At 46.7% G+C, this 26,340-nt stretch carries 21 protein-coding genes; 7 read left to right on the forward strand and 14 right to left on the reverse strand.

The features are described 5' to 3' along the window. Positions 1-216 precede the first annotated feature (216 nt). The 5 genes from secG to miaB all read right to left on the reverse strand — a co-directional run bounded on the left by secG (position 217) and on the right by miaB (position 5,635). A complete protein-coding gene (gene secG / locus BEL04_RS18740) occupies positions 217-561 on the reverse strand; it encodes a preprotein translocase subunit SecG (RefSeq protein ID WP_066006351.1) in 345 nt (114 codons plus the stop codon). Between the two features lie 7 nt (positions 562-568). After that, complete coding sequence (locus tag BEL04_RS18745; protein WP_066006353.1) at positions 569-2,317, reverse strand: hypothetical protein; 1,749 nt, start codon at positions 2,315-2,317, stop codon at positions 569-571. 22 nt (positions 2,318-2,339) lie between these two features. Next, complete coding sequence (locus BEL04_RS18750) at positions 2,340-2,864, reverse strand: LptE family protein (protein WP_066006358.1); 525 nt, start codon at positions 2,862-2,864, stop codon at positions 2,340-2,342. A gap of 4 nt (positions 2,865-2,868) precedes the next feature. After that, positions 2,869-4,107 carry a sigma-54-dependent Fis family transcriptional regulator gene (locus tag BEL04_RS18755; protein WP_066006359.1) on the reverse strand — a complete coding sequence of 413 codons (1,239 nt, stop codon included), beginning with the start codon at positions 4,105-4,107 and terminating at the stop codon, positions 2,869-2,871. A 109-nt stretch (positions 4,108-4,216) separates the two neighbouring features. Then, positions 4,217-5,635, reverse strand: coding sequence for a tRNA (N6-isopentenyl adenosine(37)-C2)-methylthiotransferase MiaB (gene miaB / locus BEL04_RS18760; RefSeq protein WP_066006360.1), 1,419 nt, complete (start codon positions 5,633-5,635; stop codon positions 4,217-4,219). Between the two features lie 180 nt (positions 5,636-5,815). On the opposite strand from miaB, the gene BEL04_RS18765 reads away from it, so the two are divergent. Then, a complete protein-coding gene (locus BEL04_RS18765) occupies positions 5,816-7,669 on the forward strand; it encodes a hypothetical protein (RefSeq protein ID WP_066006362.1) in 1,854 nt (617 codons plus the stop codon). 323 nt (positions 7,670-7,992) lie between these two features. Here BEL04_RS18765 and BEL04_RS18770 read toward each other — a convergent pair whose 3' ends face one another. After that, complete coding sequence (locus tag BEL04_RS18770) at positions 7,993-8,826, reverse strand: DUF4198 domain-containing protein (RefSeq protein ID WP_066006364.1); 834 nt, start codon at positions 8,824-8,826, stop codon at positions 7,993-7,995. A 65-nt stretch (positions 8,827-8,891) separates the two neighbouring features. Between BEL04_RS18770 and BEL04_RS18775 the strand changes: the two genes are divergently transcribed. Next, positions 8,892-10,871: a thiamine pyrophosphate-dependent enzyme gene (locus tag BEL04_RS18775; RefSeq protein ID WP_066006365.1), complete on the forward strand. Its 1,980-nt coding sequence runs from the start codon at positions 8,892-8,894 to the stop codon at positions 10,869-10,871. Here BEL04_RS18775 and BEL04_RS18780 read toward each other — a convergent pair. The 8 genes from BEL04_RS18780 to gcvH form a co-directional block, all read right to left on the reverse strand. Further along, positions 10,868-11,803, reverse strand: a complete 936-nt coding sequence (locus BEL04_RS18780) for a DUF6438 domain-containing protein (protein WP_066006367.1) — start codon at positions 11,801-11,803, stop codon at positions 10,868-10,870. The two genes, BEL04_RS18775 and BEL04_RS18780, sit on opposite strands and share 4 nt — an antisense overlap. Positions 11,804-11,829: 26 nt before the next feature. Beyond that, positions 11,830-12,141: a hypothetical protein gene (locus BEL04_RS18785; RefSeq protein ID WP_066006369.1), complete on the reverse strand. Its 312-nt coding sequence runs from the start codon at positions 12,139-12,141 to the stop codon at positions 11,830-11,832. Positions 12,142-12,185: 44 nt separating this feature from the next. Beyond that, on the reverse strand, positions 12,186-12,797 hold the full coding sequence (locus BEL04_RS18790; RefSeq protein ID WP_066006370.1) for a SprT-like domain-containing protein: 612 nt from the start codon (positions 12,795-12,797) through the stop codon (positions 12,186-12,188). A gap of 67 nt (positions 12,798-12,864) precedes the next feature. After that, positions 12,865-14,985: a ferrous iron transport protein B gene (feoB, locus tag BEL04_RS18795; protein WP_066006371.1), complete on the reverse strand. Its 2,121-nt coding sequence runs from the start codon at positions 14,983-14,985 to the stop codon at positions 12,865-12,867. Positions 14,986-14,997: 12 nt separating this feature from the next. Then, on the reverse strand, positions 14,998-15,213 hold the full coding sequence (locus tag BEL04_RS18800) for a FeoA family protein (protein WP_066006372.1): 216 nt from the start codon (positions 15,211-15,213) through the stop codon (positions 14,998-15,000). Between the two features lie 80 nt (positions 15,214-15,293). Next, positions 15,294-18,137 (reverse strand): TonB-dependent receptor, encoded by a 2,844-nt coding sequence (locus tag BEL04_RS18805; protein ID WP_066006373.1) that lies wholly within the window; start codon positions 18,135-18,137, stop codon positions 15,294-15,296. Positions 18,138-18,349: 212 nt separating this feature from the next. Further along, the gene (locus BEL04_RS18810; RefSeq protein ID WP_066006375.1) at positions 18,350-18,748 is read right to left on the reverse strand and encodes a VanZ family protein; all 399 of its coding nucleotides are present in this window, start codon (positions 18,746-18,748) and stop codon (positions 18,350-18,352) included. Then, positions 18,748-19,128, reverse strand: coding sequence for a glycine cleavage system protein GcvH (gene gcvH / locus BEL04_RS18815; RefSeq protein WP_066006376.1), 381 nt, complete (start codon positions 19,126-19,128; stop codon positions 18,748-18,750). The genes BEL04_RS18810 and gcvH overlap by 1 nt, the downstream gene beginning before the upstream one ends. Before the next feature lie 179 nt (positions 19,129-19,307). Between gcvH and BEL04_RS18820 the strand changes: the two genes are divergently transcribed. From BEL04_RS18820 to BEL04_RS18840, 5 genes are all read left to right on the forward strand, one after another. Further along, entirely contained in the window at positions 19,308-19,910 is a 603-nt protein-coding gene (locus tag BEL04_RS18820) for a DUF4142 domain-containing protein (RefSeq protein WP_066006377.1), read from the forward strand. A 288-nt stretch (positions 19,911-20,198) separates the two neighbouring features. After that, positions 20,199-22,019: a hypothetical protein gene (locus tag BEL04_RS18825; RefSeq protein WP_066006379.1), complete on the forward strand. Its 1,821-nt coding sequence runs from the start codon at positions 20,199-20,201 to the stop codon at positions 22,017-22,019. Positions 22,020-22,167: 148 nt separating this feature from the next. Next, a complete protein-coding gene (locus tag BEL04_RS18830) occupies positions 22,168-23,193 on the forward strand; it encodes a Gfo/Idh/MocA family oxidoreductase (RefSeq protein WP_066006383.1) in 1,026 nt (341 codons plus the stop codon). A gap of 26 nt (positions 23,194-23,219) precedes the next feature. After that, positions 23,220-23,729 carry a thioredoxin fold domain-containing protein gene (locus BEL04_RS18835; protein ID WP_083228000.1) on the forward strand — a complete coding sequence of 170 codons (510 nt, stop codon included), beginning with the start codon at positions 23,220-23,222 and terminating at the stop codon, positions 23,727-23,729. Between the two features lie 88 nt (positions 23,730-23,817). Next, complete coding sequence (locus tag BEL04_RS18840) at positions 23,818-26,340, forward strand: outer membrane beta-barrel family protein (RefSeq protein WP_083228001.1); 2,523 nt, start codon at positions 23,818-23,820, stop codon at positions 26,338-26,340.

The raw sequence follows: 26,340 nt of genomic DNA on the forward strand, positions 1-26,340 counted from the left end.
GTATTGATTTATAAATGTTACAGTACCCTATCAGCATCAATTATGCCAAGGGCGCCCAAACGTACATATTGGCGCACGACTTGTCAAAATTACATTAACTATAAAAATAGCTTAACTTAACCTTAACAACGCCGTGTCAAGGTGTCAGGTGGTTCTAAAACAAAAAAAGACCTAAGTCGGGTACCTAAGTCTTTTTCTTATGCTATTCTATGCCTTTTATGGTTTTTTAGGGTTGGGAACAACCGGCAGCGGCGCTGCTTTACCAGGCGTTGCTGTATTGTTAGAAGGTGTTAATGATTTTTCTATCTGCTGCTGGTTACTGATATCTGTTTTAGCGCTGCCGCCTTTGCCAATCACATTAATAGCTAACGACAATACCATTAAGGCAACGGCCAAAATCCAGGTGCCTTTTTCTAAGATATCGCCGGTTTTTTGCACGCCTAATAATTGCGATGAGCTTGAAAAGTTAGATGATAAGCCACCTCCTTTAGGGTTTTGTATCAACACAATGGCACCTAACAACACACATACAACAACGGCAAGGAATAATAAAAAATACATTTTTTGTTTATTTAGTTGATTTCTTTTCTAATAATTCGATCTGGGCCACAAAGTAACTGCTTTTTTCCGGGAATTTCAACAACAATTTTTTGTAAGTAGATATGGCTTTGTGATATAGCATCTGGTCGATATAAATATTGGCCAGCGTTTCGGATACCAGGGCGTCCTCATCCTCTGAGCTTTTACGTGCCTTGTTTTCGTTATCGATCTTATCGAGGCTCGGTGGTTTCATCTGCGGCTCTTCCTGGATAAACCTGTCGATAATGTCATCCTCCTTATGTTTTACCGGTGTTTCTTCGGCTGGCTTAACCACGTTCTTATCCAGGTCTTCGATCGTGGTTAAATGGAAAATATTTTCGTAATACTGCTGCTGTAATTTATCGGGTACGTTAACCTTTACCGGCTTAGGCATTGGCGGTACTTTGTACGATGCGTAAGGCTGATAGGTATCGGCATGCTCCTGCCGCGTTTTATCGAGCCACCACATAAAGGTATACGGCATAGTTTCGTCGTTATACCGCGATACGGTGCTGTTATCCTCTTCTGCAACCGGCTGTTCGGTTACCACAGCGACAGCCGCTGCCGGCGGGATACCTGCTGTGGGCGCCGGGGCAGCCTGTATGGGTTCAACAGCTACTGGTTCAGGTTTAACCGGCCCGGCTTCGGCAACAATATTCCCTGCCTGGAAACCTTCGGCTAAGGCCGCGGCCATGGCATCGCCAAAATTATCTGTCAGGTGATCATCTTCAATTTGTGCCGCAGTTTCGGTTTGTGATGTTCCCGCCACATCATCCGCTGTTTCGAACAACCTGCTTTCCTGCTCCAGGTCAACATAGGCCTGTTCGGTTTCATCTGCTATAGCGGTGGGTTGTACTGAGGTCTCATCGTCATGATCAGCTTCTTCCGGGTATACGTGCTTTGCAGGTAATTCGTTTATCTCATCGTCTTCTTCGTTCCCTGCAGCAACTGCACCGGCTACCTCGGCCCCGAAATCAAACCCGGCATCAGCATCACCTATAACCGGTTCAGCATTTGAAGGATGCTCAAACCGGATATCGTCAATACCGGTTATCTCATCAAAAACCTCGTCGTCTATCTCGGTCGAAAACTTGTATTCAACTGGTTCTTCCTCCGCCTCCCGGGCAACAAGGGTTTCGGGGGTCTCATCGGGCTGGTGGAAAAAGTTGATCGTATCTTCCTCCTCGTCAAGGGGCAGGTATTCTTCCTCATCAAAGTTCTCCAGGTCGTCATCAGGCATATCAACCGGCAGGTATGCAGGTTCGGCATGTTCGTGTGCAGGTTCGGATACGGCGGGCTTTTCTTCTGTGGGGGTTCCTCCGGCTAAAGGAGCAAGAGTTTCCTCTTGTACCGGTTCGGCCTGGTATTCGTCTGATATTTCTGCAACCTCTGTATTGATATAATCTGAGGTTGTAACCCGCGGTACATGTAATACCGTACCGGCAAACACACCGCCTATCTGCGCAGGTTCGGCAGGCGATAATTTTTCGGGTGTATTAATTATTTTATAGAGTACCGGGCGTTCGGGTGCATAAGCCGCAGCCGATTTAAGCTTTGGTTCAAATGCTTCGTGGTTATTTTTTGTGGCACGGGCGAGCATGGCATGCAGCAAACCCATATGCGGAAACATATCGATCAGGCTCTCGAGTTTCTCAATATCCTGTTCGCCAATATGATCCGGATTTGCGATAATATCGGCAAAGAAATTCTTTTGCCCGCTGTTTAATATGCTTTCCACGTGGTTGAAAATACGGCTTTAGCTACCAATTTGCAAAAGCTTTGTTAAATATGTCTTCGGTAAGCTGTTTAGTAATATCGGTGATCAGGGCTTGCTCCTGCGTAGAAAGATCGCCGGCATAGTCCTTAAACCGCGAAAAGCTTGTTTCGTAACTGTAGCCCTTTGCAGCCGGATCTTTTAAATTAACTACATATTTTACATTTACGGTAATGGTTAACCGGGTTAAGCTGGCTATCGGCGCGGTATTACCTACCGGCGCCTGAACCGCTGCCGGAGCGATACTATAACCTGTAATACTTCCTGATAAAACGGCATCGGCATCCTCGGTACGTACAATTTTCAACCTGGTTTCCGAGCGTATCTTTTGCTTCAATGCTTCGGTAAACGTTTGGCTCAGATTATTGACAACCAACGGTGCATTGTTTTCAAAAAACTCCACATCGAGGGTTTTCATCTCGAGAGGTATAGATGCCCCGCTCAGTTTTATGGAGCATGATTGCACGAACAACAGTAAAACAGCAACCGAAGAATAAAACAGATACTTCATGTATTTATAAGTTTAGTTCCTTTATCTTACGATAGAGGGTACGTTCGGATATCCCCAGTTCCTGCGCGGCAAGCTTGCGTTTGCCTTTGTGTTTTTTTAACGCCTTGCGGATCAGGTCGGATTCCTTTTCGACCAGCGATAACGACTCTTCAACTTCCTCAGCTTCGTGGGTAATGTTGAAGTTATCGTTTTTAGCATGAACGGGTTGCTGGATAGTAAATTGTTGGTCGGCGCCGTTTGGCAGCTCAATATCGCGGTAAAGCTGGTTAATGGTTTGCTGGTTACCGCTGGTATACCCTTGAGGAGCCACACCGCCGCCATGCTCGATGATATCGGCAACGAGCTTTTTCAGATCGACCATGTCGCGCTTCATATCAAACAGCACCTTGTAAAGGATATCCCTTTCGGACAGGTCTTCCTTGCCCTGGTTTTCGATACGCATAGGCAAATTGCGGCTGCCCTGCTCATGCGGGATATAGGTGAGCAAGGTTTGCGCCGTAATAGCGCGGTCGCGCTCCAGTACAGCCAGTTGCTCGGCTATGTTTTTTAGCTGGCGCACGTTGCCCGGCCACGAATAATTGATCAGCACCTGCTGTGCGGCATCGTCCAACTGGATAGGCGGGCTGCGGTATTTGGCCGTAAAGTCTGAAGTAAACTTACGGAAGATCAGATAAATATCTTCTTTCCTGTCGCGCAATGGCGGAATGCGAAGCGGCACGGTATTTAAACGGTAGTACAGATCCTCGCGGAACTTGCCGTTTTTTACCGCGTCGTAAACATCGACATTGGTTGCGGCGATTACACGTACGTTGGTCTTCTCAACTTTCGACGAACCTACCTTGATATACTGGCCCGACTCGAGCACACGCAGCAAACGGGCCTGGGTGCCTAATGGCATCTCGGCAATCTCGTCTAAAAAGATAGTACCACCGTTAACGGTTTCAAAGTAACCCTTACGCTCGCCGACGGCGCCGGTGTAAGCGCCTTTTTCGTGGCCGAACAGTTCCGAATCGATGGTACCCTCGGGTATCGCACCGCAGTTTACCGCGATGAACGGCCCATGCTTACGCGGGCTCATCTGGTGGATGATGTGCGAAAAAACTTCTTTACCGCTACCGCTCTCGCCCGTTATCAAAACCGAAATATCGGTGGGCGCAACCTGGTTTGCTATATCTATTGCCCGGTTCAGCAAAGGCGAGTTGCCGATGATGCCGAAGCGCTGTTTTATTTCTTGTATTTCCATTTGTTAGTATTGAGATATGCGTATTGCGTATTGAGATCAATCTCCGTCGGCAAACGCACTCATCACACAATTTAATTTTATCACAATACGCAATACTCACTACGCAATACTACTCAATAATCCTCCCTATCAACGTAGCCGTAGTACACTTCTCGGCCAATACGTTGGCGTACTGACCGGGTTTGTAACCTTCCGTCTTAGGAAACACCACCATGGCGTTCTGGTCGTTACGGCCGCAAAAGTCCTGGTCGGATTTTTTTGAGTAGCCTTCAATCAGTACCCTTTGCACCTTGCCCAGCTGGCTTTGTAAACGTACATGCGAATACTGCTGTTGTTTGGCCACGATCTCCTGCAGGCGTGCTTTTTTTACATCTTCCGGGATATCGTCGGCATAGCGTTTGGCGGCCAGCGTGCCCGGGCGCTCCGAGTACATAAACATGTAGGCATAATCGTATTGCACATAATCCATCATGCTCACGGTATCCTGGTGCTCTTCGTCGGTTTCGGTGCAGAAGCCGGTAATCACATCAGTCGAGATGGCGCAACCGGGCAGTATCCGGCGGATAGCGTCGATACGATCGATATACCATTCGCGGGTATAGGTACGGTTCATCATTTCCAATATCCGGGTATTGCCCGATTGTACCGGCAGGTGGATATAGTTGCAGATGTTATCGTATTTGGCGATGGTATACAAAACCTCGTCGGTAATATCTTTCGGATGCGAAGTAGAGAAACGTACGCGTAACTCGGGATTAACCAAAGCCGTTAACTCCAGCAAACGCGCAAAGTTCACATGCTCGTTGGTGGCCTCGTCGGTCCATTTGTACGAGTCGACGTTCTGGCCAAGCAGCGTCACCTCGCGATATCCCTCGTTAAACAGGTCGGTACACTCTTTAATGATGGAATGCGCATCGCGGCTGCGTTCGCGGCCGCGGGTAAAAGGCACCACACAGAATGAACACATGTTATCGCAGCCGCGCATAATAGATACGAAGGCATTGATGCCGTTACTGTTCAGCCGTACCGGGTTGATATCGGCATAGGTTTCCTCGCGTGATAGCAAAACATTAACCGCACGCTGCCCGCCATCCACCTGGTCGATCAGATTAGGCAGGTCGCGGTAAGCATCGGGGCCAACTACCACATCGACCAGCTTTTCTTCTTCCAGGAATTTTGATTTAAGGCGCTCGGCCATACAGCCCAATACGCCGACCACCATGCCCGGGTTTTTATCCTTGGCCCACTTAAACTCTTTCAGGCGGTTGCGAACGCGCGTTTCGGCGTTTTCGCGGATGGAGCAGGTGTTGATAAAAACCACATCGGCGTTTTTGTAATCGTTAGTGGTTTCGAACCCCTTTTCCGACAAAATAGACGCTACGATCTCGCTGTCCGAAAAATTCATGGCGCAGCCGTAGCTTTCAATATATAGTTTACGCCCATTCCTGTTTTCGGGCTGCTCTAACATTAAAGCTTCGCCCTGCCTGCTCTCATCGTGCGTTTTAACCGGGATATCTAACTCTGTCATTGTAAAAATTGAAGTGCAAAGATATAAAATTTATTACACCGGGTGACATATTGTCAGCACACGAATGTAATTTTTCAGTGAATTGAAGACCAAACAATTGCCGCATTCACAAACTTATCTGCTCAAAAAACGTAATAAAGTACCACAGCAATTCGATATATTGCAGTGGTGCAAAAACCTATGGCAATTAGTTTTTTAAAAAAGCGCTGGCAGCGTGTACTTTTCAGGATATTAATAACGGCTGCTGCGCTGGTAATTGTTATTGGCTGCGCTATTAACTTCTACTTCTCTCCAAAGCTCGATCACAAACTTAAAAGTACCGTTTTAACCAGTACCGACAGTCTTTACTCGCTCGATTTTACGAAAGCCAACTTACATGTGCTGCAGGGTAAGATCGTAATCAGCAACCTGGTTTTGCACCCCGACACAGCGGTTTACAGCCGCCTTAAAAAAGCCAGCTTGGCTCCCAACAGTTTATACGAGGTTAAGATACGGCGCCTGGTGATCAAACATGTGCATCCGTTCATGCTTTATTTTCAAAAAAAGCTGGATATTGATCAACTGGAAATTACCGAACCCGAAGTTGTGGTAAGCTACGAGCAGAACCGCAGCCAGGATACGGTGCTCAAAGACAAAAAGACACCTTATCAATTGATATCCAAACTGTTAAAATCGGTCCATATCCAGAGTATTTTGCTGAACGATGTAAAGCTGAAATATGTTAACCACGATGGCGCCAAAACTGATTCGATGGCATTTAAGGAGCTAAACTTTGCCGCGACCAATTTTCTGCTCGATCCGGTAACGCAGTTCAATCAAAAGCGTTTTTTGTTTTGCGATGATGTGAGCGCCGAGCTGAATAATTACTCCGGAACAAGTTACGATGAGAGATATACCTACCAGGTTAAGAAAATAAGATTCTCGACACGCTCGTCGGAACTAAATGTTGCCGGGATGAGCTTTTTGCCTACCGAACCGGCCATGCGCTTTTTTAAAAACAGCCATGCCGATTATTATACCATCAGGCTCGATTCGCTTAAGCTGAACAAGTTCGATTTTAAAACCTACAGCAAATACCACAAACTTTTTGCCGCCAACCTTAGCCTGAATACGGGTAGTTTCCAGCTTTTTGCTAACCCCGTACCGGGCGATTCGACGAAGGATAACAGCCCGAACTTCCCGCAAATGATGCTGAAAAGGCTCAGCATCGACCTGAAGATTGACACCATACACGCCCAAAAGATATCGGTATTGTATACCGAGCTGAACAATAAATCGAAACAGACAGGCACTGTAATTTTCGCCAATACCAGCGGGTACCTTTATAATCTCACCAATAACAAAGCTGCGTTGCAAAAAAACAGCATGGCCACAGCAAAGCTCGAAAGCTATTTCATGAATGTGGCGAAGCTGAATGTAGATTTTAGTTTTAAACTGGGCGACGATAATATGCCTTTTAGCTTTAAGGGCAGTTTAGGTGCGATGGACCTGAAAAAAGTAAACCCGGTAGCCATTCCGCTGGGGATGGTCAAGATAGCATCGGGCAAAGAGAAGCAGTTGAGCTTTAGTTACCTGGCCGATAAACAACAGGCACGGGGCAAGCTCTCGGTGCTGTATAACGACCTGCGGGTGGCGCTTTTAAAACGCGATAGCAGCGACAATACCAACCGGTTGAAAAAGATGAGCATTATGTCGCTGTTCGCCAATGCGCTGGTCATTAAACGGGATAACCCTGCCGGTAACGAACCTGTACGGATAGCCAACGTATTTTTACCCCGGGTGCCGCGCTGGTCGATATTTACATTGATGTGGAAGAGCCTGTGGGTGGGGCTGAAAGAATGCGGCGGTTATGATAAGCAGACCGAGCAAAGCGTAAAACAGCGCCTCGGCGAAATGAAGGCTAATAAAGCTACCCGGGCCATCCGCAAAGCCGAGCGTAAACAGCGGCGGGCCGAGCGCCGGGCCCGGCGGGAGTTGAAAAAACAGCAAAAAGAGGCTGAGAAAGCGGCGAAGGAAACACAGGAGGAAAAGTAATATGTTCGCGCTACAGGTGTGGACGCTTTAATCTGAAGAAGTTATTGGTGAGGACAACAACTGCGCGGAATATTTCCACACTAAGCGGGAGTCTGCCGGCTAAATTTCACTTTCATTTTTAACCAAAAAATCGTATATTGATAGCAAACCGGGCGAGCCGGAGAATTATGATTTTGATAATGGAGTCGCAGAATTAACGTAAAAATACCCATAAATACCCATGTGTTTATGACGTATTCGTCAGGGCGTGTTATGAAAATGGCAACGGTGATTAGCATGTGAGATCCCGAAACAAGTTCGGGATGACTCCGGCTTCTAAAACATCAGTAAGCATCGGGCAGTTTACGCGTATTGGCAAAAGCAAAAGTATATGCGGCGCCCCATTTTTCGTAGTCGACATCTTTGGCTTTGGTGACATCGATATTCACCGTGCGCAGCATGTAGGTACCCTCGAGGCTGAGTTTAAAAGTGATATGGCCGGAAGCATCGCTGGCTAACCTTTCGGGGTGTATCTTGCCGGCGGAGGTCTTCACCACCAAATCCACATGGGCATTGGCCAGAGGCGCGCCTTTAAATTTCACCAGGGCGGTCACATCATCACCATAACCTAATTTGTAGGGGTTTTCTTCGAGAATGATCTCGAGCGTTTGGCCGAGTTCTTTGTTGAATACTGTGCCATTAGGTTTATCGACGGTAAACAGGGTTTTAAGGTAAGTGGTGTAGCGCTCGCGGATGTCTTGCTGAAAGGACGCGCTTGCTTTTTCGGATAGCTTGGTGAGCTGTTCCTGGTCGAGCTCTTTGATCAGCGCTGCCCTGTCGAGCTCAACCACCGGGTACACCTGGTCCATCTCGATGAGTTGCAGGCCGGTATTTTCCAATTTATAGTTGGATAATATGGCAGAATCTGCATCTTTGGCAATTCCCTTTAAGTCGACCGTATTTTTTGACCCGGTGTGTAATACCAGCTTTGCGGTAGCTGCCGATTGGTATTGTACACCTTTCTCATTCTCGAAATAATCCCCTAATAATAAACGCAGGATGAGTTTTTCGCCCTTGTGCAGGAAAAAGTTATTGGGTATGAGGTAGTAATCGCTTGCGCGGGCTGCCAAAACAATAACCAGCAACAGGCACAAAGGAAAAAGGTATTTATTTTTCATGGAATCGACAGTAACAGAGAAAACCAAAAATAGGAAGATTTTAAAAACTACGTAGTTTTACTTTTATGATTTTTGACCGCAGGCAATTAACCGATTATACCCTTACCAGTTTTTACAAAAACCTGCTGTGGCCGCGCCTTGTTGAAGAAAAGATGCTCATTTTACTGCGCCAGGGCCGTATAGGCAAATGGTTTTCGGGCATCGGCCAGGAAGCTATTGCCGTTGGCAGCACCCTGGCCATGCATACCGATGAGTACATTTTGCCCATGCACCGTAACCTTGGTGTTTTTACCACACGCAATATCCCGCTTTCGCGATTGATGGCGCAATGGCAGGGCAAGGCCAGCGGTTTTACCAAGGGGCGCGACCGGTCGTTCCATTTCGGTACACAGGAATATAAGATCATCGGGATGATATCGCACCTGGGGCCGCAGCTTGCTCTGGCCGATGGTATTGCCCTGGCCGATGTTCTGGGACAGAACCAGCATGCTACATTAGTTTTTACCGGAGAAGGAGCTACGAGCGAGGGCGATTTTCATGAAGCGCTGAACGTGGCCGCGGTGTGGGACCTGCCGGTTATCTTCCTGATCGAAAATAATGGTTATGGGCTATCCACCCCACTTAATGAGCAATATCGCTGTAAAAATTTAATCGACCGGGCTGTGGGTTATGGCATGGAAGGCCGGCAGATAGACGGCAACAACATTCTGGAAGTTTACCATACCATCAGCGAAATTGCCGAAGACATCCGCGTTAAGCCGAGACCTGTTCTGGTAGAGTGTATGACTTTCAGGATGCGCGGGCACGAGGAAGCATCGGGAACCAAATACGTACCACAGCACCTGATGGACGAGTGGGCGTTGAAAGACCCGATAGCTAACTATGAGGAATATTTGCTTGATGAAGGCATCATCACACCCGAACAGATACAGCAAATACGCACCGAGTTTAAACAGCAGATAGAGCAGCAGGTTGAAAAGGTATTTACCGAAGCGGATATCGTGCCCGACCTGTTTCACGAATTGAAGGATGTTTACAAGCCTTTCAGCTTTAAACCGATAAATCCCGCCACAAATAAACAAACCGAAACACGCTACCTGGATGCCATTAGCGATGGGCTGCGTTTGGCGATGCGCAAGTTTGATAACCTGGTGATCATGGGGCAGGATATTGCCGAATACGGCGGTGCGTTTAAAATAACCCAAGGCTTTGTGGAGGAGTTTGGCCGCGGCAGGGTACGCAATACACCGATATGCGAATCGGCCATTGTGGGTGCGGCGATGGGTTTATCCATCAACGGTTATAAGGCTGTGATGGAAATGCAGTTTGCCGATTTTGCCAGCTGCGGCTTTAACCAGATCGTAAACAACCTGGCCAAAACCTATTACCGCTGGAACGAGGGCGTTGATGTGGTGGTACGCATGCCGACGGGCGCAGGCACCGGCGCAGGGCCGTTCCACTCGCAAAGTAACGAGGCCTGGTTCACCAAAACGCCGGGATTAAAAGTGGTTTATCCGGCTTTCCCTGCCGATGCCAAAGGTTTGCTGCTTGCTGCGATTGAGGACCCCAACCCGGTGATCTATTTCGAACATAAATACCTGTACCGGAGCCTAAGCGAGCCTGTACCGGACGATTATTATACCATCGAGATCGGCAAGGCAAAAATTATCCGTGAGGGAACCAAAGCCAGCATTATCACCTATGGCTTAGGGGTACACTGGGCCATCGAATATGCCGATAAGCATCCGGAAACCGCTATCGAAATTGTCGACCTGCGCAGTTTACAGCCCTGGGATACAGATGCAGTTGAAGCCAGTGTAAAGAAAACGGGCCGGGTTTTGATATTGCACGAGGATACCCTGACCAGCGGTTTTGGCGGCGAGATAGCAGCACACTTAGCCGAACACTGTTTTGCTTACCTGGATGCCCCAATTGTGCGTTGCGCCAGCTTAGATACGGCCATCCCAATGAATAAGGAGTTGGAAGAGCAGTTTTTGGCAAAGGCAAGGTTGGCGCAGATGATGGAGAGGTTGCTGGGGTATTAAAGAATTTTACCGCTTTTCGCCCAATTTTGGCTAGTACGCAATGCGGATAACATTTTGTACAGCTTATTTAAGCCAAAGGTACCAACTTCGCCATAATCGGTTATTTCCTTTACAGAACCATCCCTAAACCTGATCCGTAAAGTCGCGGTTTGATCGTCTGTCCAGGGCACGGCGTAATGATCTTTGAGGTTTTTGATGCTTATATAGTTGATCAAGGCGATGATGCCGATGTAATCGGCTTTATCGATTTTCGCGGTAAACTTCCCATCGACAGGGTTATAGAAATTTGCATGATATAAAGCATCTCTATCCTTATTAATAGCTAAAGTAAAAGAGGGGCAGCTACCCAGGCATGATGAGTTTTTGACGATTATCGAGTCGATAGCATACCTAGCTGGCTTTTCATTTTTTTCAATAAAAGCTCCGTATTTATAGATAAGTGTATCTATCTGTCCGTATTGTTTGTAATTAAAAACCCGCGTACGATCGGGTTCCTGTTTAACTTGGTAAAACAACAATGCGGGATGATTATTGATGGTTGCAGGTTTTCCCAACTTACATTTTTCAAAAACATCATGCGATAGCTTAAATAGTTTAAAAGTGTTGTCTCCGTTATCCATTGCCACATATACATCATAATTATACCAATGGCTGGTTACAATAATATCGGTAAGCCCGTCTTCATTAAAATCGAATTTTTCCCAATTGTTGATCTGCCATTTTTCAGCAATACCATCACAAGCCAGTTCTTTGCGTAATACATCAGTCGGTTTTATGATAAATTTGACCCGATCTTGCCCTTTCTGAATGTTGGGACTGAGAGATATAATAAAATCGGCGACATCCTTGTCTGTTTTTAGGTTATCTATTTTGTTTGAAAAAACGCTATTTGCAAAAAACGCTAATAAAAGCGCAATAAAAGATATTCTCATACCTAAAGTTACACAAAATCCCTAACTCACAAATTCCACAATTCGGGGTTTTCGCGGTAATAGGTAATCTTTTCAATGGCTTCGCGTACTTCATCGCTCGATAGTTCCTGGTAGCCGTCGGCCGTGTACGAGAATACTTTATCAGGTATTTCGAAAGTGATATAGCCCATGTAGTCGGGGTTATCTTTTTTTACCGGTTCCGCATCGTAATCATACTGATGTTTTTTGTAAATATGGTAGTTGACCGAAATGACAGGATGACCATCCAGTTCGACTTTGGTTTCGGGAACCACCATCAGGGGTTTGTTGTTATCCACAGAAAAATATAATGGCTTCATTGTATCTCCTTATTCTGAAAATACAACGACAACAAGGCTTTGTTTTATTCTTCGATCAGTTGTACCTCTGCAACCGGGCTGAAAAGGTAAATACGTTTACTGTCTATCTCGATACATTTGTAGCGTTTACGCACCCGCTCCTGTTTGCGGAAGATACGGCCGTCTTTGATCTTGAACAGGGCATGCGCCGGTAGTTTCTCGATGGTGAGATGATCGGGTTTTGGCGCATCGTACTTACGCAGTGAGCGGTACAGGTTCAGGTCGGAACAGCTTGATGCCGCCGGGTTGTTCAGGTAGTTTACGATCGCGTGTTTGATATCGGGTGGGAAAATATCCATCTCGAAAAAAGGTTGCATCATCCGTTTAAAGTTGGCCTTCCACTCGGCGCCATGGGGTTTAACCTTATTTTTGTGTTCGTTCCAGGTGTGCAGGTGCGCAAATTCGTGCACGGTTGTTACCAGGAAAGCATAAGGGTTGAGATCGTAATTTACCGAAATGCGGTGTCCTTGCCCGCCAAAAGGGTGCCGGTAATCGCCAAACTTGGAGTTTCGGTTTCGCGACACTTTAAACTCACAAAAAAAATAATCTATCCAGCGGCTAATCAACGGCGCTGCCTTAGGCGGCAGGTACGTTTCCAGAATTTTTACTTTATCCAATTTTACCTCAATAGCAAATATCGGCGATCGATAGCTATTCCGCAAAGGCTGTGACGGGAAAATTACTTTATTTCAAGATATGATACGTAATGAAGCTCGCCAGGTAGGCTAACACCGTCATATAAGCGAATTGTGCAACCGGCCAGCGCCAGTTTTTAGTTTCGCGGTATACTACAGCCACGGTACTGGCGCATTGCATGGCAAAGGCATAAAACATCATGAGCGACATAGCCACAGCGAGCGTAAATACGGGTTCGCCGGTTTGGGGGTTACGGGCGTTACCCATCTTTTGCTGTACCGATTCCATCTTTTCGGCATCGCCGTTTACACTGTACATGGTGGCCATGGTACCCACAAATACTTCGCGCGCAGCGAATGAAGTAATCAGCGCAATACCGATCTTCCAGTCGAAACCCAGCGGTTTGATCACGGGCTCTATCACATGGCCCAGCATACCGGCATAAGAGTTTTCGAGCTTTTCGGACGCGATCATCCGCTGTACACTATCGGGGGCAGCTTTTTTCAAAGCAGCGAATTGAGGCTGTTTATATTTCTGTTCGATGTTATCCATCTGCCGGCCCGGCCCGAACGATGCCAGCACCCACAGGATGACCGATACGGCTATAATGACCTTGCCTGCCTGGATCACAAAGGTTTTAGCCCTGTCGTACATGGTATGCGCCACGTTTTTCCAGCGGGGCATACGGTATACGGGCAGTTCCATAATAAAATAGCCGCGTTCACGGGCGCGCAGCACATGCTTCATCACCCAGGCCACCACCACTGCCGATACCAGGCTAAACAGGTACATCGCCGTTAAGGCAAGCCCCTGCATATTGAATATCCACCAAACGTTTTTATTAGGCACTACCAGCGATATGAGCAAGGTATAAACCGGTAAACGGGCCGAACACGTGACCAGCGGCGTAACCATGATGGTGATCATCCTGTCCTTCCAGTTCTCGATGGTGCGGGTGCTCATGATGGATGGCACGGCGCAGGCAAAACCGCCGATGAGCGGCACTACCGATTTACCGTTCAGGCCTACCTTACGCATGATCTTATCCATCATAAACGTAACACGCGACATGTAGCCGGTATCTTCCAGTATCGATATGAATGCAAACAGGATGGTGATTTGCGGGATGAATACCATTACCCCGCTCAAACCTGCGACAATGCCGTCGGATAGCAGGTTGGTGAGCGGACCAACTGGCAGGTAGTGGTGCAGCGCGGTTTGCGTCCACGTAAATCCATCGGATATGAGCTCCATCGGGTATTTCGACCAGGCGAATATCGACTGGAATATAAACATCAGGATGGCAAAGAAGATGATAAAGCCGAAAACTTTATGCGTCAATACTTTATCTATCCGGTTGCTGAGGGTCTCGTCTTCGGCGGTTATTTTTTGCGTAACGGTATCGTAAAGCAGGTCGTTGATGAAATTATACCGGGCAATGGTTTCGGCACCCTGTGCTTTTTGCGAATGGAAAGAGTATTCTTTTTCCAGTTCTTCGATGTGGTCGCTTTGCTCTTTACTTAAAAACGTCAGCGTTTCGTGCTGGTGCGCCAGCTGCAGGGCAAAGTAATCGTTATCGATATGGATATCCTGCCTGATGCGGCCGATCAGCTGTGGCGCAATAGATTCGATATCGATGCTATCCTGCTGCAGGGCAACTTTATTGGCAAAAGCGATAGCCTGTTTGAGTTGTACAATCCCTTCGTTTTTTCGTGCCGAAATAGGCACCACCGGCACACCAAGCTTTTCCGCAAAGCCGTTTACATCGATGTCGATATCGGCTTTCTTTGCCATATCCATCATATTGAGGGCAATGATGACCGGTATCTTCAGGTCGGCCACCTGAGTATAGAGCAGCAGATTGCGTTTCAGGTTGGTAGCGTCTAAAATGATCACCACCAGGTCGGGGCTTAGCTCGTTGGCTTTATCCGCCAGTACCGAAAATACGATAGATTCGTCGCGGCTTTTGGGGTACAGACTGTAGGTTCCGGGCAGGTCGACAATCTCGGCCGTGCGGCCATCAGGCAGGCTGCTGTAACCTACTTTTTTATCGACGGTAACACCCGGAAAGTTTCCAATTTTTTGGTTAAGGCCTGTAAGTACGTTAAAAAGCGTTGATTTACCGGTATTGGGGTTACCTACAAGTGCAACTCTGATGTCAGCCTTCACCTTGCTATATCACTACTGTAAAATAATGGTCGAAGCTTCGCGTTTGCGCAAGCTTAACTGGTAACCGGCAACGTTTACAGCTATCGGATCGCCCATGGGGGCAATACGCTCAACCTTGATCTCTTCGCCTGGTAAACAACCCATTTCCATCAGTTTTACCGACATTTCGAGATCCGTAAATTCTTTAACAGTACCTTTCTCGCCTACTTTAAGTTGTGATAGCCTCATTTTGTATATGGTATAACTCAACAAAGGTATTGCTTATTTAAATTAAATCCAAATAAGCAATAGCCTCTGCAGTAAAATTATTACCGCATGATGATGATCGGCGAGCCCGAGGCATTGGAAGCTTTTCCGCCCACTTTATTGATCTTATAAGTAAGTTTAAGATAAAAGTATTGCCCCAGGGTATTGGTTTGATAGTTTTGGATAACCCCGGTAGTATTGATGGAACGCTGGATACCTGAGTTTTGATCGAGCAGGTCGAACGCGTTCAACGAGAAGGTCAGGTTCTGATCTTTCAGAAAGTAATGCTCTATACCGGCGTTCCATAAAAAGAAGGTGGTGTTCAGATTGGCCTGCTGACCACGATAGGCAGTTTCGGTCAGGTCCGAAAATACACGCCAGGTTTTAGATGGCAGTACACTCGCTGTAAAGTTTCCGTTCAGGTTATAGTAGTGCTGATCGGCGGTGTGCTGATACGAGTTACTGGCTATATTGTAATTGATATATGGCCTGATACCCAGCTGCAATTTATCCATATCATAGTTGGAGCTAAAGCTTAAGCTCGGGTTAAAACGCGTAACTTCGTTACGGTTACCATTGATAAAGTTAATGTTACGGTTTAATGAATTATAGGCACCGATGCTATATTTTAAACCTTTTATACCGGTTTTGCGACCGATGTTAAAGCCAAGATTCATATTATAATTCCCATCAACATTAATGGGTTTTGATGTGGTTATCCCATTGGCATCAACGGTACTGGTTGTCGCAAAACCGTTCCATGTACGGCTGTAGTTACCATAAAAGTTAAAATAACTGTTGTTCTTATTATCAAAAAAGTTGTAGTTGGTGCTCACATACATCGAGCGCGATTGTGCCAGGTTAGGGTTACCCTGCCTAATGTACAATGGGTTGGTATTGTTAAACACCGTTTGCAGATCGGTGGCCGATGGCAATGCAACGTTGGTGCCAATGTTAAAGTAAAACGACGGACCGTTTGGCTTGCGGTAATTGAAAAAGCCGTTGGGCACAAAGGCCCAAACATCGCGGTTAACATCGTTTAGGATGTTATTGCTGAGCGATATGCCGTGCAAACCCAGTTCGGCAAGGGCCATATTGGCACCAAAATTGAACAGCCCGCTGCTTTTGGAAATGCCCATGGTTGAGGTAAAGCGGTGGTTGCGGTTATCGGAATTACCGGTATACAATGGGTCGAGGATTTCGTACCTGCCTGTTACCGCGTTATAATCAACGGTATATTGGTTGGCATCCTGCTTACGGATGTCGAACGACTGGCTGACGTTCATCGTGATCTTCTTTGCACGGTTCAGCAGTCTCACAAACGATGCCGTACCGGTTATAAAACTGGCGTCGTTATCCTGCGATGCCTGCTGGTTGATATTGCTGTTCAATCCACTATTTACATAGTAATAAGCCTGCGAGCGGTTGTTATAATCGGCGTTATTAGCCGAGTAATTGCCATTGGTAAAAAAGTTGACCGAACCTTTACCATTGTGAAAGCGGTGGTTAAAGGATAATTGCCCGCCAACCGCAGGGCTGTGCGTGCTTTGATCAAGCATCTGGCTAATGCTGTTGATGCTATCGGCCAACTGGTTAAGCGTGCCCGATGCCGATGACGAATAATTTTTTCGGAAAGTGATGGATGCATTGGGTTTAAAGGCAACACTGTTCAAACTGTCTATCTTATAATCAAACGCCATATTGAAGCGGTAGCTGTTACTGCTGTTGTTGCCGTTGCTCAGCTGTGTGGTAAACAGGTTATTGGGGATATCCTGCAGATCGGCTGAGCGGTTAAGCGTATTTTTAGACAGGATGCTCACGAAGTTGGTGTTGAACTTGAGTTTGCCATCTTTACCAAACTCATCGGTATAATTGATGCCAGCGGTATGGGTGGTGATCAAACCACCGCTTACACCTGAGAAAGCGCCGTTGATATCGGCACGTCCGTTTGAATTGACATTAACATTTATTGAACCGTCAGTCGAGGCGAAGGTGCTGAAAGCGTTACCTCCGGCAAAGTTGTTCAGATCATCCAGAGTAAAACCCGATTCGTTAACGTTGTTACTTAACGACAGGATGGATACCTGTTTCTTTTTATCGAAATGGTTCATGTTAAACTGGCCCAGGTAGCGATCTTCAGACCCGCCCGCCGCCGACATGTTGCCGAACCAGCCCGACTTTTTATCCTCCTTCAAAGTAACGTTGATCACCTTATCGCGCTGCCCGTCGTCGATACCTGTTTTCTTGGCGTTATCGGTTTTATCATCGATCACCTGCACTTTGGCGATGGCGTCGGCAGGCAGGTTTTTGGTTACTGCTTTAGGGTCGTTGCCAAAAAACTCCTTGCCATCAACTAAAACCTTGTTTACGTCCTTACCCTGCGAGGTTATCTTACCATCCTTATCGACATCAATGCCCGGTATCTTTTTGAGCAGTTCCTCCACATTATCATTCTTCTGGGTTTTAAATGCTGCGGCATTAAACTCAACAGTATCCTTTTTCACCGTTACAGCCGCCCGCTCATCGTTGATGTTTACCTGTTTCAGGTTGATATTGCTCGGCTCCATCACAATATCGCCCAGGCTGGCGTATGGCGTTATTGCATTGATCGAGAAAGGTAATTTTATTGGTTTTAAACCCAGCTGATAAGCCAGCAGGCGGTAATTACCTGTGCCCAGACCGGTAAATTCGATCACTCCGGTTTTGTCGGTTACCGAGCTGCGAACGATGGCTGAATCTTTAACGGTAACGATCGACACGCTTACCAGCTCAACCGGTTGTTTAGTTGCAGCATCTGTCAGCCGGGCCTTAACGGTACCCTTTTTTAACTGGGCCGATGCGGTTATAGTGTTCAGCAATAAGCATACGAGAAGGAGAACGAGATACGGAAAGTAGTTTTTTGCCATACGGTAGGTAAGTTTATTTACCTAAAAGATGCGCGCGCATGGCAAATGTTGCAGCAGACTAAAAATTTAGTTAGCAAAAAAAAATCGGACCTTACGAAAGGTAAGCGGCGTGTGCAGGAGCACCCGCTTTAGAAAAGTGCGGGCAATTACAGCTTTTATGAAAAAGACCGCATGAGCTTAAGCCGCTTAACAGCGCGGCAGCAAACAGGAGTTTAACTTTGTTTTTCATATTTCTGCGACCATATAGTTAACACTACACAAAACATGGCCATACTTGCACCTACTGTATCGGCAAACAGATCGGCCCATTCGCCGCTGCGCCAGGTAAATATATAAGCCTGTAAAATTTCGATGATCCCGCCAAATGCAACAGGTATCAAAAAACTTAAAAACTGCTGTAGCGGGGTTAAGTTATGCCGGGTATTTGCCCTTATTACACCGCTGCTCATCAAAGCCGTTAGTACGAAAAATAAACCGCAATGCACCAGTTTATCAAAACCGGCAAAAAACAGGTGCGAGTTACTTACGCCTCCCAATTTTACGGTACACAAAATAAAAATAATCAGGGCCCATATAAGCGTAAGGCCCTGATATTTAAACAAGTATCGCATTAAGCGCCGATAATGGATTGATATTCATCGGCTGTAAGCAATTCGCCAAGTTGTGAATCATCGGCCATTTCTGCCTTGATCACCCAACCCTGGCCGTAAGGGTCGCTGTTAACGAGTTCGGGCTGAGCATCCAGTACCTTATTCACCTCAATTACCCTGCCTGCAACAGGCATAAACAGATCCGACACCGTTTTAACCGCTTCGATGGTGCCAAAAACGGCCCCCATCTCCACATCATCGCCAACGGTATTAATATCCACATAAACAATATCACCCAACTCACGTTGTGCAAAATCGGTTATGCCAATGGTTACAAGGTTGCCTTCAACGCTAACCCATTCGTGCTCTTTAGTGTACTTTAACTCAGCCGGAAAATTCATGTTTATCGTTTTTATAACACCAAAAGTAGCAAAACTTTAAATTATGGCAATAAAGGCACTGCACTATATTTAATACCTGTACCATTAAAAATCACAGACCGGCTAACTAACGAAAAATTAAAACTATTAGTATATTTTACTGTTTAACATTTAATAAAATCTTAAAAAAATCTACCTATATGAAAAAGTTAAGTATGTTAATGGTTGCTTCAGCAACCGCATTGTGTATGCAGGCCTGCCATAGCAATACAGATAGTAAATCGGCAGCCGACAGTATGAACAAAGCGCACGATACCACCAAAATGGACTCGGTAAAAAAAGACACTACCAAAACCGCGATGACCGTTGGCGGCGACGATGCCAAGTTTGCCGTTGAAGCAGCCAATGGCGGCATGGCCGAAGTGATGCTGGGCAAACTCGCCCAGGAAAAAAGCGACAATGCAAAGATCAAAGAGTTTGGCGGGATGATGGTAACCGACCACAGTAAAGCTAACGATGAATTAAGAGCCCTGGCAAAAGGCAAAAATATTGCATTGCCCCTGGTAGTCGGAGCCGACGAACAGAAGCATTACGATGACCTGAACAAAAAAACCGGCGCCGACTTTGACAAGGCCTATGTAAGCATGATGGTTGACGACCACAAAACGGATATTAAACATTTTGAGGATGCTGAAAAAAACCTGAAAGATCCGGACCTTAAAGCATTTGTAATAAAAACCCTGCCTACCCTGAAGATGCACTTAAGCTCAATCGAATCGATTGAAAAAGGCATGAAAAAGTAAGTTGGCTCGGTATATTAATCAACAAAAGCCCTGCAGATAATACCTGCGGGGCTTTTTATTTGAACAACAAGTAAATCAATTATTTAGCACAAACACAGCAAACACCTTATACAGGAGCATCTTAAAAAATATTTCATTTTTTATTATTTATATCGATAAATATTTTACTTTTATATAGCGAAAGCATTGTGATACGGGTAACTGAGCAACCCAGGGCTTATTGATCTGTTGCATATAACAACCTTGTTATATTTTATTATTTACCTAAATTTTAATCACAATTATCCAATGAGAAAATCTTTTAAATTTACTATCGCACTTGCGCTGTTGGGCGTGGTGTTATGGGGTTGCAGCCGTAAGCCTGCTCCATCAGCCGGTACTGTAAGTAAAGTTGTTTTGCCGCCCGATGTCTGCAAATCGTGCGTGGTGGCAAAAGACACCTTTAACCACTGGTTTAAAAGCGGAACTCCCGCTCCAAATGGCCAGGTTTTGCCTGCCAACAGCGTAACATTTGTGCCTAACAACAACTGCGATTTTTACCGCTGGTCTGAACAGATGTTCCTGTGGATCACCTCGCCCGATTCGACCTATTCGCCTGGCGGCGGAATTGTATTGGAGTCGCCGGTGTTTTACAATGTTTCACCGCCCAACCCGGTAACCCACGAGCGTACGCTCAGTGCACATAAACCGGACAGTCTGCTCCGGATGACCGGTCACATCCGCAAACTCGGCCCTCACCGCCTGCCTGCATTCATGGATAAAAACGGCCGGTTATTTGAAATAGAGGAGGCTGCTAAACCCGTCGTAAAGGACGCAACCGGAAAATCAGTCGAAGTTGGGCAGATCAATCCCAACGCAAACGGCCCTGCGCAGCTTTTGGATAAAGCCGGAAAGCCAATTGCTCATCCTGCGGCATTGCTGCAGCATAAAACCGGTGCTAAATTTATCGTACAGCGTGTTAAAGTGGGTAAGAACTTTGTGTTTTTAGATAGTTCGGGCAAACAGGTGCAGGCAGAGCAGGCCCAGGCGACCGATGATATCCTGATGTCGCAGGGAAAATCGCTGGTGTATTACCTTACGCTTGTAAATGATGTGTATGCCTATTATGTAACAGCGGTACGCAATAAATCCCCTATGGTCGATTCGACCAGCTTTCCGATCACCGCAGCCGCCCGCGACAGCGTGTGCAAATATGCCCGTAAAACGGCGCATGCCACTCTGCCCGATTCGAACGCGCTGGCCATCGAGATCAAATCATCATGGGTAGAGGCGAGCACCTTGCCTAACCCGCAGGATTACGTAACCGTCAATGCTATTATCCCAACTTACGATACTTCCGACAGTACAAACTGGAAACCCAACGGCGAGAAAAAAGCTAAAATGGCTTTGGTCGGGATACATATCGTAGGCAGTGTGGCGCACCACCCCGAAATGGTTTGGGCCACTTTTGAACACGAAAGCAATACGCCGAACGCCAAATACCAGTATATTGATTCGACCTCGGCCAAAACGGTTAAAACCGTTCCGCAGGATAAGGGCACAGGCTGGCTGTTCAGCAATACAACCGATACATCGCTTAGCGCCTACAACAACTCGCACATGACGGATACCACAGCTACCGGCGCCACCACCGATAATATTATAGCCACGCCGGGCAATACGGTTAGCCCGAGCAATACCATGCAAACACTGCCGTGGGGCAGCGCGTTTGGGCAACCTACCAACCAGGAAGATAAAAGTTCGGCCGCATCCAACAGCGAGGTCATTTCCATCAATAACTACGTCCGCGATCATATTCCGGGAGCCGACATCCGTAAAAATTACCTGTTTATAGGTGCTATATGGACCTTTGGCGGCACGGGCCCTACCGGTACCGGCTACGACCAGACCACACCCGGATCGAGCCTTACCGGAGTTACCATAGGCACAAGCGTTTTGGCCAATACCACTATGGAAACTTATTTCCAATCGCCGCAATTTTCGTGCTTCACCTGCCACTCGGATAATGCGTCATTTGCACCTGATGCCATCAGTCACATATTCAGGCACCTGGAGCCCCTGTATGTTTTACACGATTCGCTGAATAAAGCACCCAAAAAGAAAAAATAGCAGCCAGCTATCAATATGCGCCCCTTCGGACAAATGTTCGAGGGGCGTTTTTTGTTGTGTGTATACAGGCAGTGTAAAATTCTTTTTGCAAGGCAATTTCTTGAGGGATGATCTTTAATTGTTGTTTTTAAATTATCTATACTTGCGTATGTCAAAACCTATAATAGCGGGTATTATGTCGTACGGCATGTCGGGCAGGATATTCCAGGCGCCTTTTTTAGAGGCTCATCCGGGTTTCCGGCTTAAAGCCGTTACCGAACGGAGCAAAAAAACAGCAGTACAGCGTTATCCGGATATTATCAGCTACGACAGCATCGACGAATTGCTGAACGATGCTGAAATAGAGCTCATCGCCGTAAACACCCCCGGCAATACGCATTACGACTTTGCTAAACGTGCTTTGCAAGCCGGTAAGCACGTACTGGTTGAAAAACCTGCCGCAGCTACCGCAGCCGAGGTTAAAGAACTGCACGATCTGGGCCGCGCCCAGGGCAAACAGGTATTTATTTATCAGAACCGCAGGTGGGACAGCGATTTCCAATCATTCAAACAAATTATCGAAAGCGGTAAACTCGGTAAACTGATCGAAGTTACCCTGAGGTTCGATCGTTACAACCCTGTTCTTAGTCCGAAAGTATTTAAAGAGGCGGCCAACACCCAGGCTAACGGCCTGGTTTATGATCTGGGGCCGCATGTGCTCGACCAGGCGATCAGCCTGTTCGGCAAGCCGTTGCGGTTTACCAAAGTAACAGGCCGTAACCGCCCCGGTACATTGGTTGATGATTATTTCTTTTTCCAGCTAAGCTACCCTGATCAGTTAAATGTGTTGGTCGCCGGCAGTTTGCTCACCGCGCAGCCCATGCCGGCTTTCGTTGCACATGGTACATTGGGTAGCTATCTCAAAGATCGTGTTGACGTGCAGGAAGCCCAACTGGATAAAAATATGCTGCCGACCGACGCAGCTTACGGAATTGAACCGCCGGGAAGCGAAGCAAAACTGATTACCTTTGCCGCCGACGGGAGCAAACAAATACAAATCATCCCACCGGTAAAGGGCGATTATATGGGTTTGTTCGAGGCAGTTTACCAAGCTATACGAAATAATAAGCCGTACCCTATTACCGAAGAAAATATTTTAGCACAAGTGGAGTTATTGGAAAGTCGAAACTCCTGATAGCAACATCAAACCCTATACTCAACATGAAAAGAGTTCTCTTACTGATTGCATTTATAGCCGGCATCACTACTTTAAAGGCACAAAATACATCCAATATTGTTAACATACCGCCTTATAAAATCCTGACCAAAGACAGCGCCTTTGTGACCCCGGCCAACCTGAAAAAAGGCAAGCCGGTGATGATCGTTTACTTCTCGCCCGATTGTACGCATTGCCAGCATTTTACCGAGGAGCTAAAAAGCAGGATGGATGCCGAGAAGAAAAAGGGTACAAGTATCTTCCGCAATACCCAGATCGTGATGATCACCTTTACCGCGGTGTTAAATATGAAACTGTTTTATATTGATTACGAGTTGGCTAAATACCCCAATATCATTATGGGTACCGAGGGCACGACTTACACCGTATTGCGTTATTACAGCGTTAAAACCACACCGTACATAGCGGTTTATGGCAAAAACGGCAAACTTGTTCAGGGCTTCGAGAAGATACCCAAACTGGACGACCTGGAAGCGACCATCAAAAAAGGATAACGGGAAGAGTTAAAAATTTTAACCTGTTTAGCAATAAAGTTACACAGGTAATGCGGCAACGAATTTGTAAAAAGCAGATTTTTGCCGCATGAATTTTTCGAGGCTTAACCTGACCGCAATTTTATTTTTTACCCTGTTTATTTTTACCACTAAGGCGCAGCAGCCTGTAGCACAGCGGCAAAACGGACCTGCCGATGGCCACATCGGTGGCAAGGTTATCGATGCGGGGAACGCCGAACCGGTGGCGTTTGCTACTGTCGCATTGATCAAAAAATCAGACAACCAGATTGCCAAAGCACTCCAAACCGATATACAAGGCGCTTTTAAGCTTGAGAATATAGCCTATGGCCGTTATCTTTTGCGCATTACTTTCGTGGGATATACCACCATCATTAAGGATAGTATATCGGTAAACCCCAACCACAAGATCATCAGTTTTGGCGTGTTGAAAATGTACGCCGGTAAATCGGCTATGCTAAGTGAAGTTAGCGTACGCTCAAAGAAAAGCAGTATCCAGTTAGGTATCGACCGTAAGGTGTTCTCGGTAGATCAGAGCCTGGTGAGCGAAGGCGGCTCGGCTACCGACCTGCTGGCCAACGTGCCATCGGTACAGGTGGATGTGGATGGGAATGTGAACCTGCGCGGCTCAAGCAACGTACGCATCCTGATCGATGGCAAACCTTCGCTGATAGCGGGCGGGAGCGTTAGCGATATCCTGCAATCCATACCTGCCAGTTCGATCGAGACTATTGAGCTGATCACTAATCCCTCATCAAAATACGATCCGGAGGGCCAATCGGGTATTATCAATATCGTACTCAAAAAAAACAAATCGTTGGGTTTTACAGGTACCGCATCTGCAAGTATCGGTACGCTAAATGCGTTCAACAGCAATGTGAGCCTGGCCTATCAGCATAAAAAAGTAAACATCTATGGCAACTATAGCCACAGGCAGAATAACCGCTCGGCCAATGGTTACAGCTACCGTACGCGCGATGCTTTACAGCCCGATACCATCCCGCAGAAATATAACCAAAACTCGTTAAACACCGGCAGCAACACCGGCAACCAGATCAAAGCTGGTATTGATTACAACCTGGCACAAAAAACTACGGTGAGTTTCTCGAGCAATATTAACTTCAGAGACAATAACCGCATCCAGAACAGTACCACGAACGGTATTAACAGTAAGAGTGCGCTGATCCGGAACCAGATAACATCCAACGATGCCGATAACCACGGCAATAACCACGACTTTAATATCGACCTGTCGCAAAAGTTTAAAAAGCCTAAAGAAGAGCTTACGGCAAACTTCTCGCTGGCGAAAGGCAACGAAAACGATATCGACAACCTGAATACCAGCCAATACACCTATTATCCCAAAAACGACCTTACCGTTAACAGGCAATATAATGTAAACGATGGCAATAACCGCAACTGGAACCTGCAAACCGACTATACCGACCCGATCGGCAAAGACGGCAAGCTCGAATTAGGCTACCGCACCACCTTAAACCGCGCCGATAACAATTTTATAGCCAGCGTTTTTAATGCAACCACTAACCAGTTTGTATACGATCCTACCATATCTACCCGCTTTATCTACGACGAAAAGATACACGCTGTTTATAGCAACTACCAGCAGCAGTTCGGTAAATTCGGGCTGCAGGTTGGCGCGCGTTTCGAAAAAACGATCATCAACACCAACCTTGTCAATTTCGATACATCGCACGTGCAAAACTATTTCAGGGTATATCCAAGCGTTTTCCTGTCCGAAAAGTTAACGGATGATCAAACCCTGCAATTAAGCTATTCGCGCCGCATCAACCGCCCGCGCGACAGGCAGATCATCCCTTTCCTGGATCGCAGCGACCCGCTGAGCTACCGCATCGGTAATGCTGATTTAAGACCTGAGGATGTACATTCGTTCGAGCTGAGCTACGCCAAATACTGGAAGTCGACCACGCTGACCTCGTCGGTATACTACCGCCGCACCAACGATATTATTCAGTTTGTACGTGGTGCTTACGATAACACCGGCATCACCATAACCCGTTTTGCCAACTTTAGTTATGGTACTGCAGCCGGTTTCGAATTTATTGCCCGTACCGATATTACCAATAAATGGAACATCACCAGCAACCTCAACCTGTATCAAAACACGCTGAAAGGAAATTCGGCTTTAGGCGTATCAGACAATGACGGCTTTGCCTGGAATGCTAACCTGACAACCAATATTACCCTGCCTTACAGCTTAAGCCTGCAGGTACGCGGCGATTACCAGGCGCCACAAGCCATTGCGCAAGGCAAAAGCAAGGCTAACTCGGGTGTAGATGCCGCATTGCGTTACGACTTTTACAAGCACAGGGCCAGTTTAAGCCTCAATGGCCGCGATCTGTTTGATACACGTAAGTTTGGCTATGTGACCGACGACGGTACATATCAAAGCAATGTGAACCGCCGTTTCCAGAGCCGAATGTTTTTAATGACCTTATCGTACCGTTTTGGCCGTGGGGGCGACGAAGGGGGCAAAGGCAAAAACAAGGACAAGAAAGACAAGCAACAAGATAACAACAACCCACCCGATGAGGGCGGCATGGGGCCGCAATAG

The sequence above is a fragment of the Mucilaginibacter sp. PPCGB 2223 genome (assembly GCF_001705515.1).
GTDB lineage: Bacteria > Bacteroidota > Bacteroidia > Sphingobacteriales > Sphingobacteriaceae > Mucilaginibacter.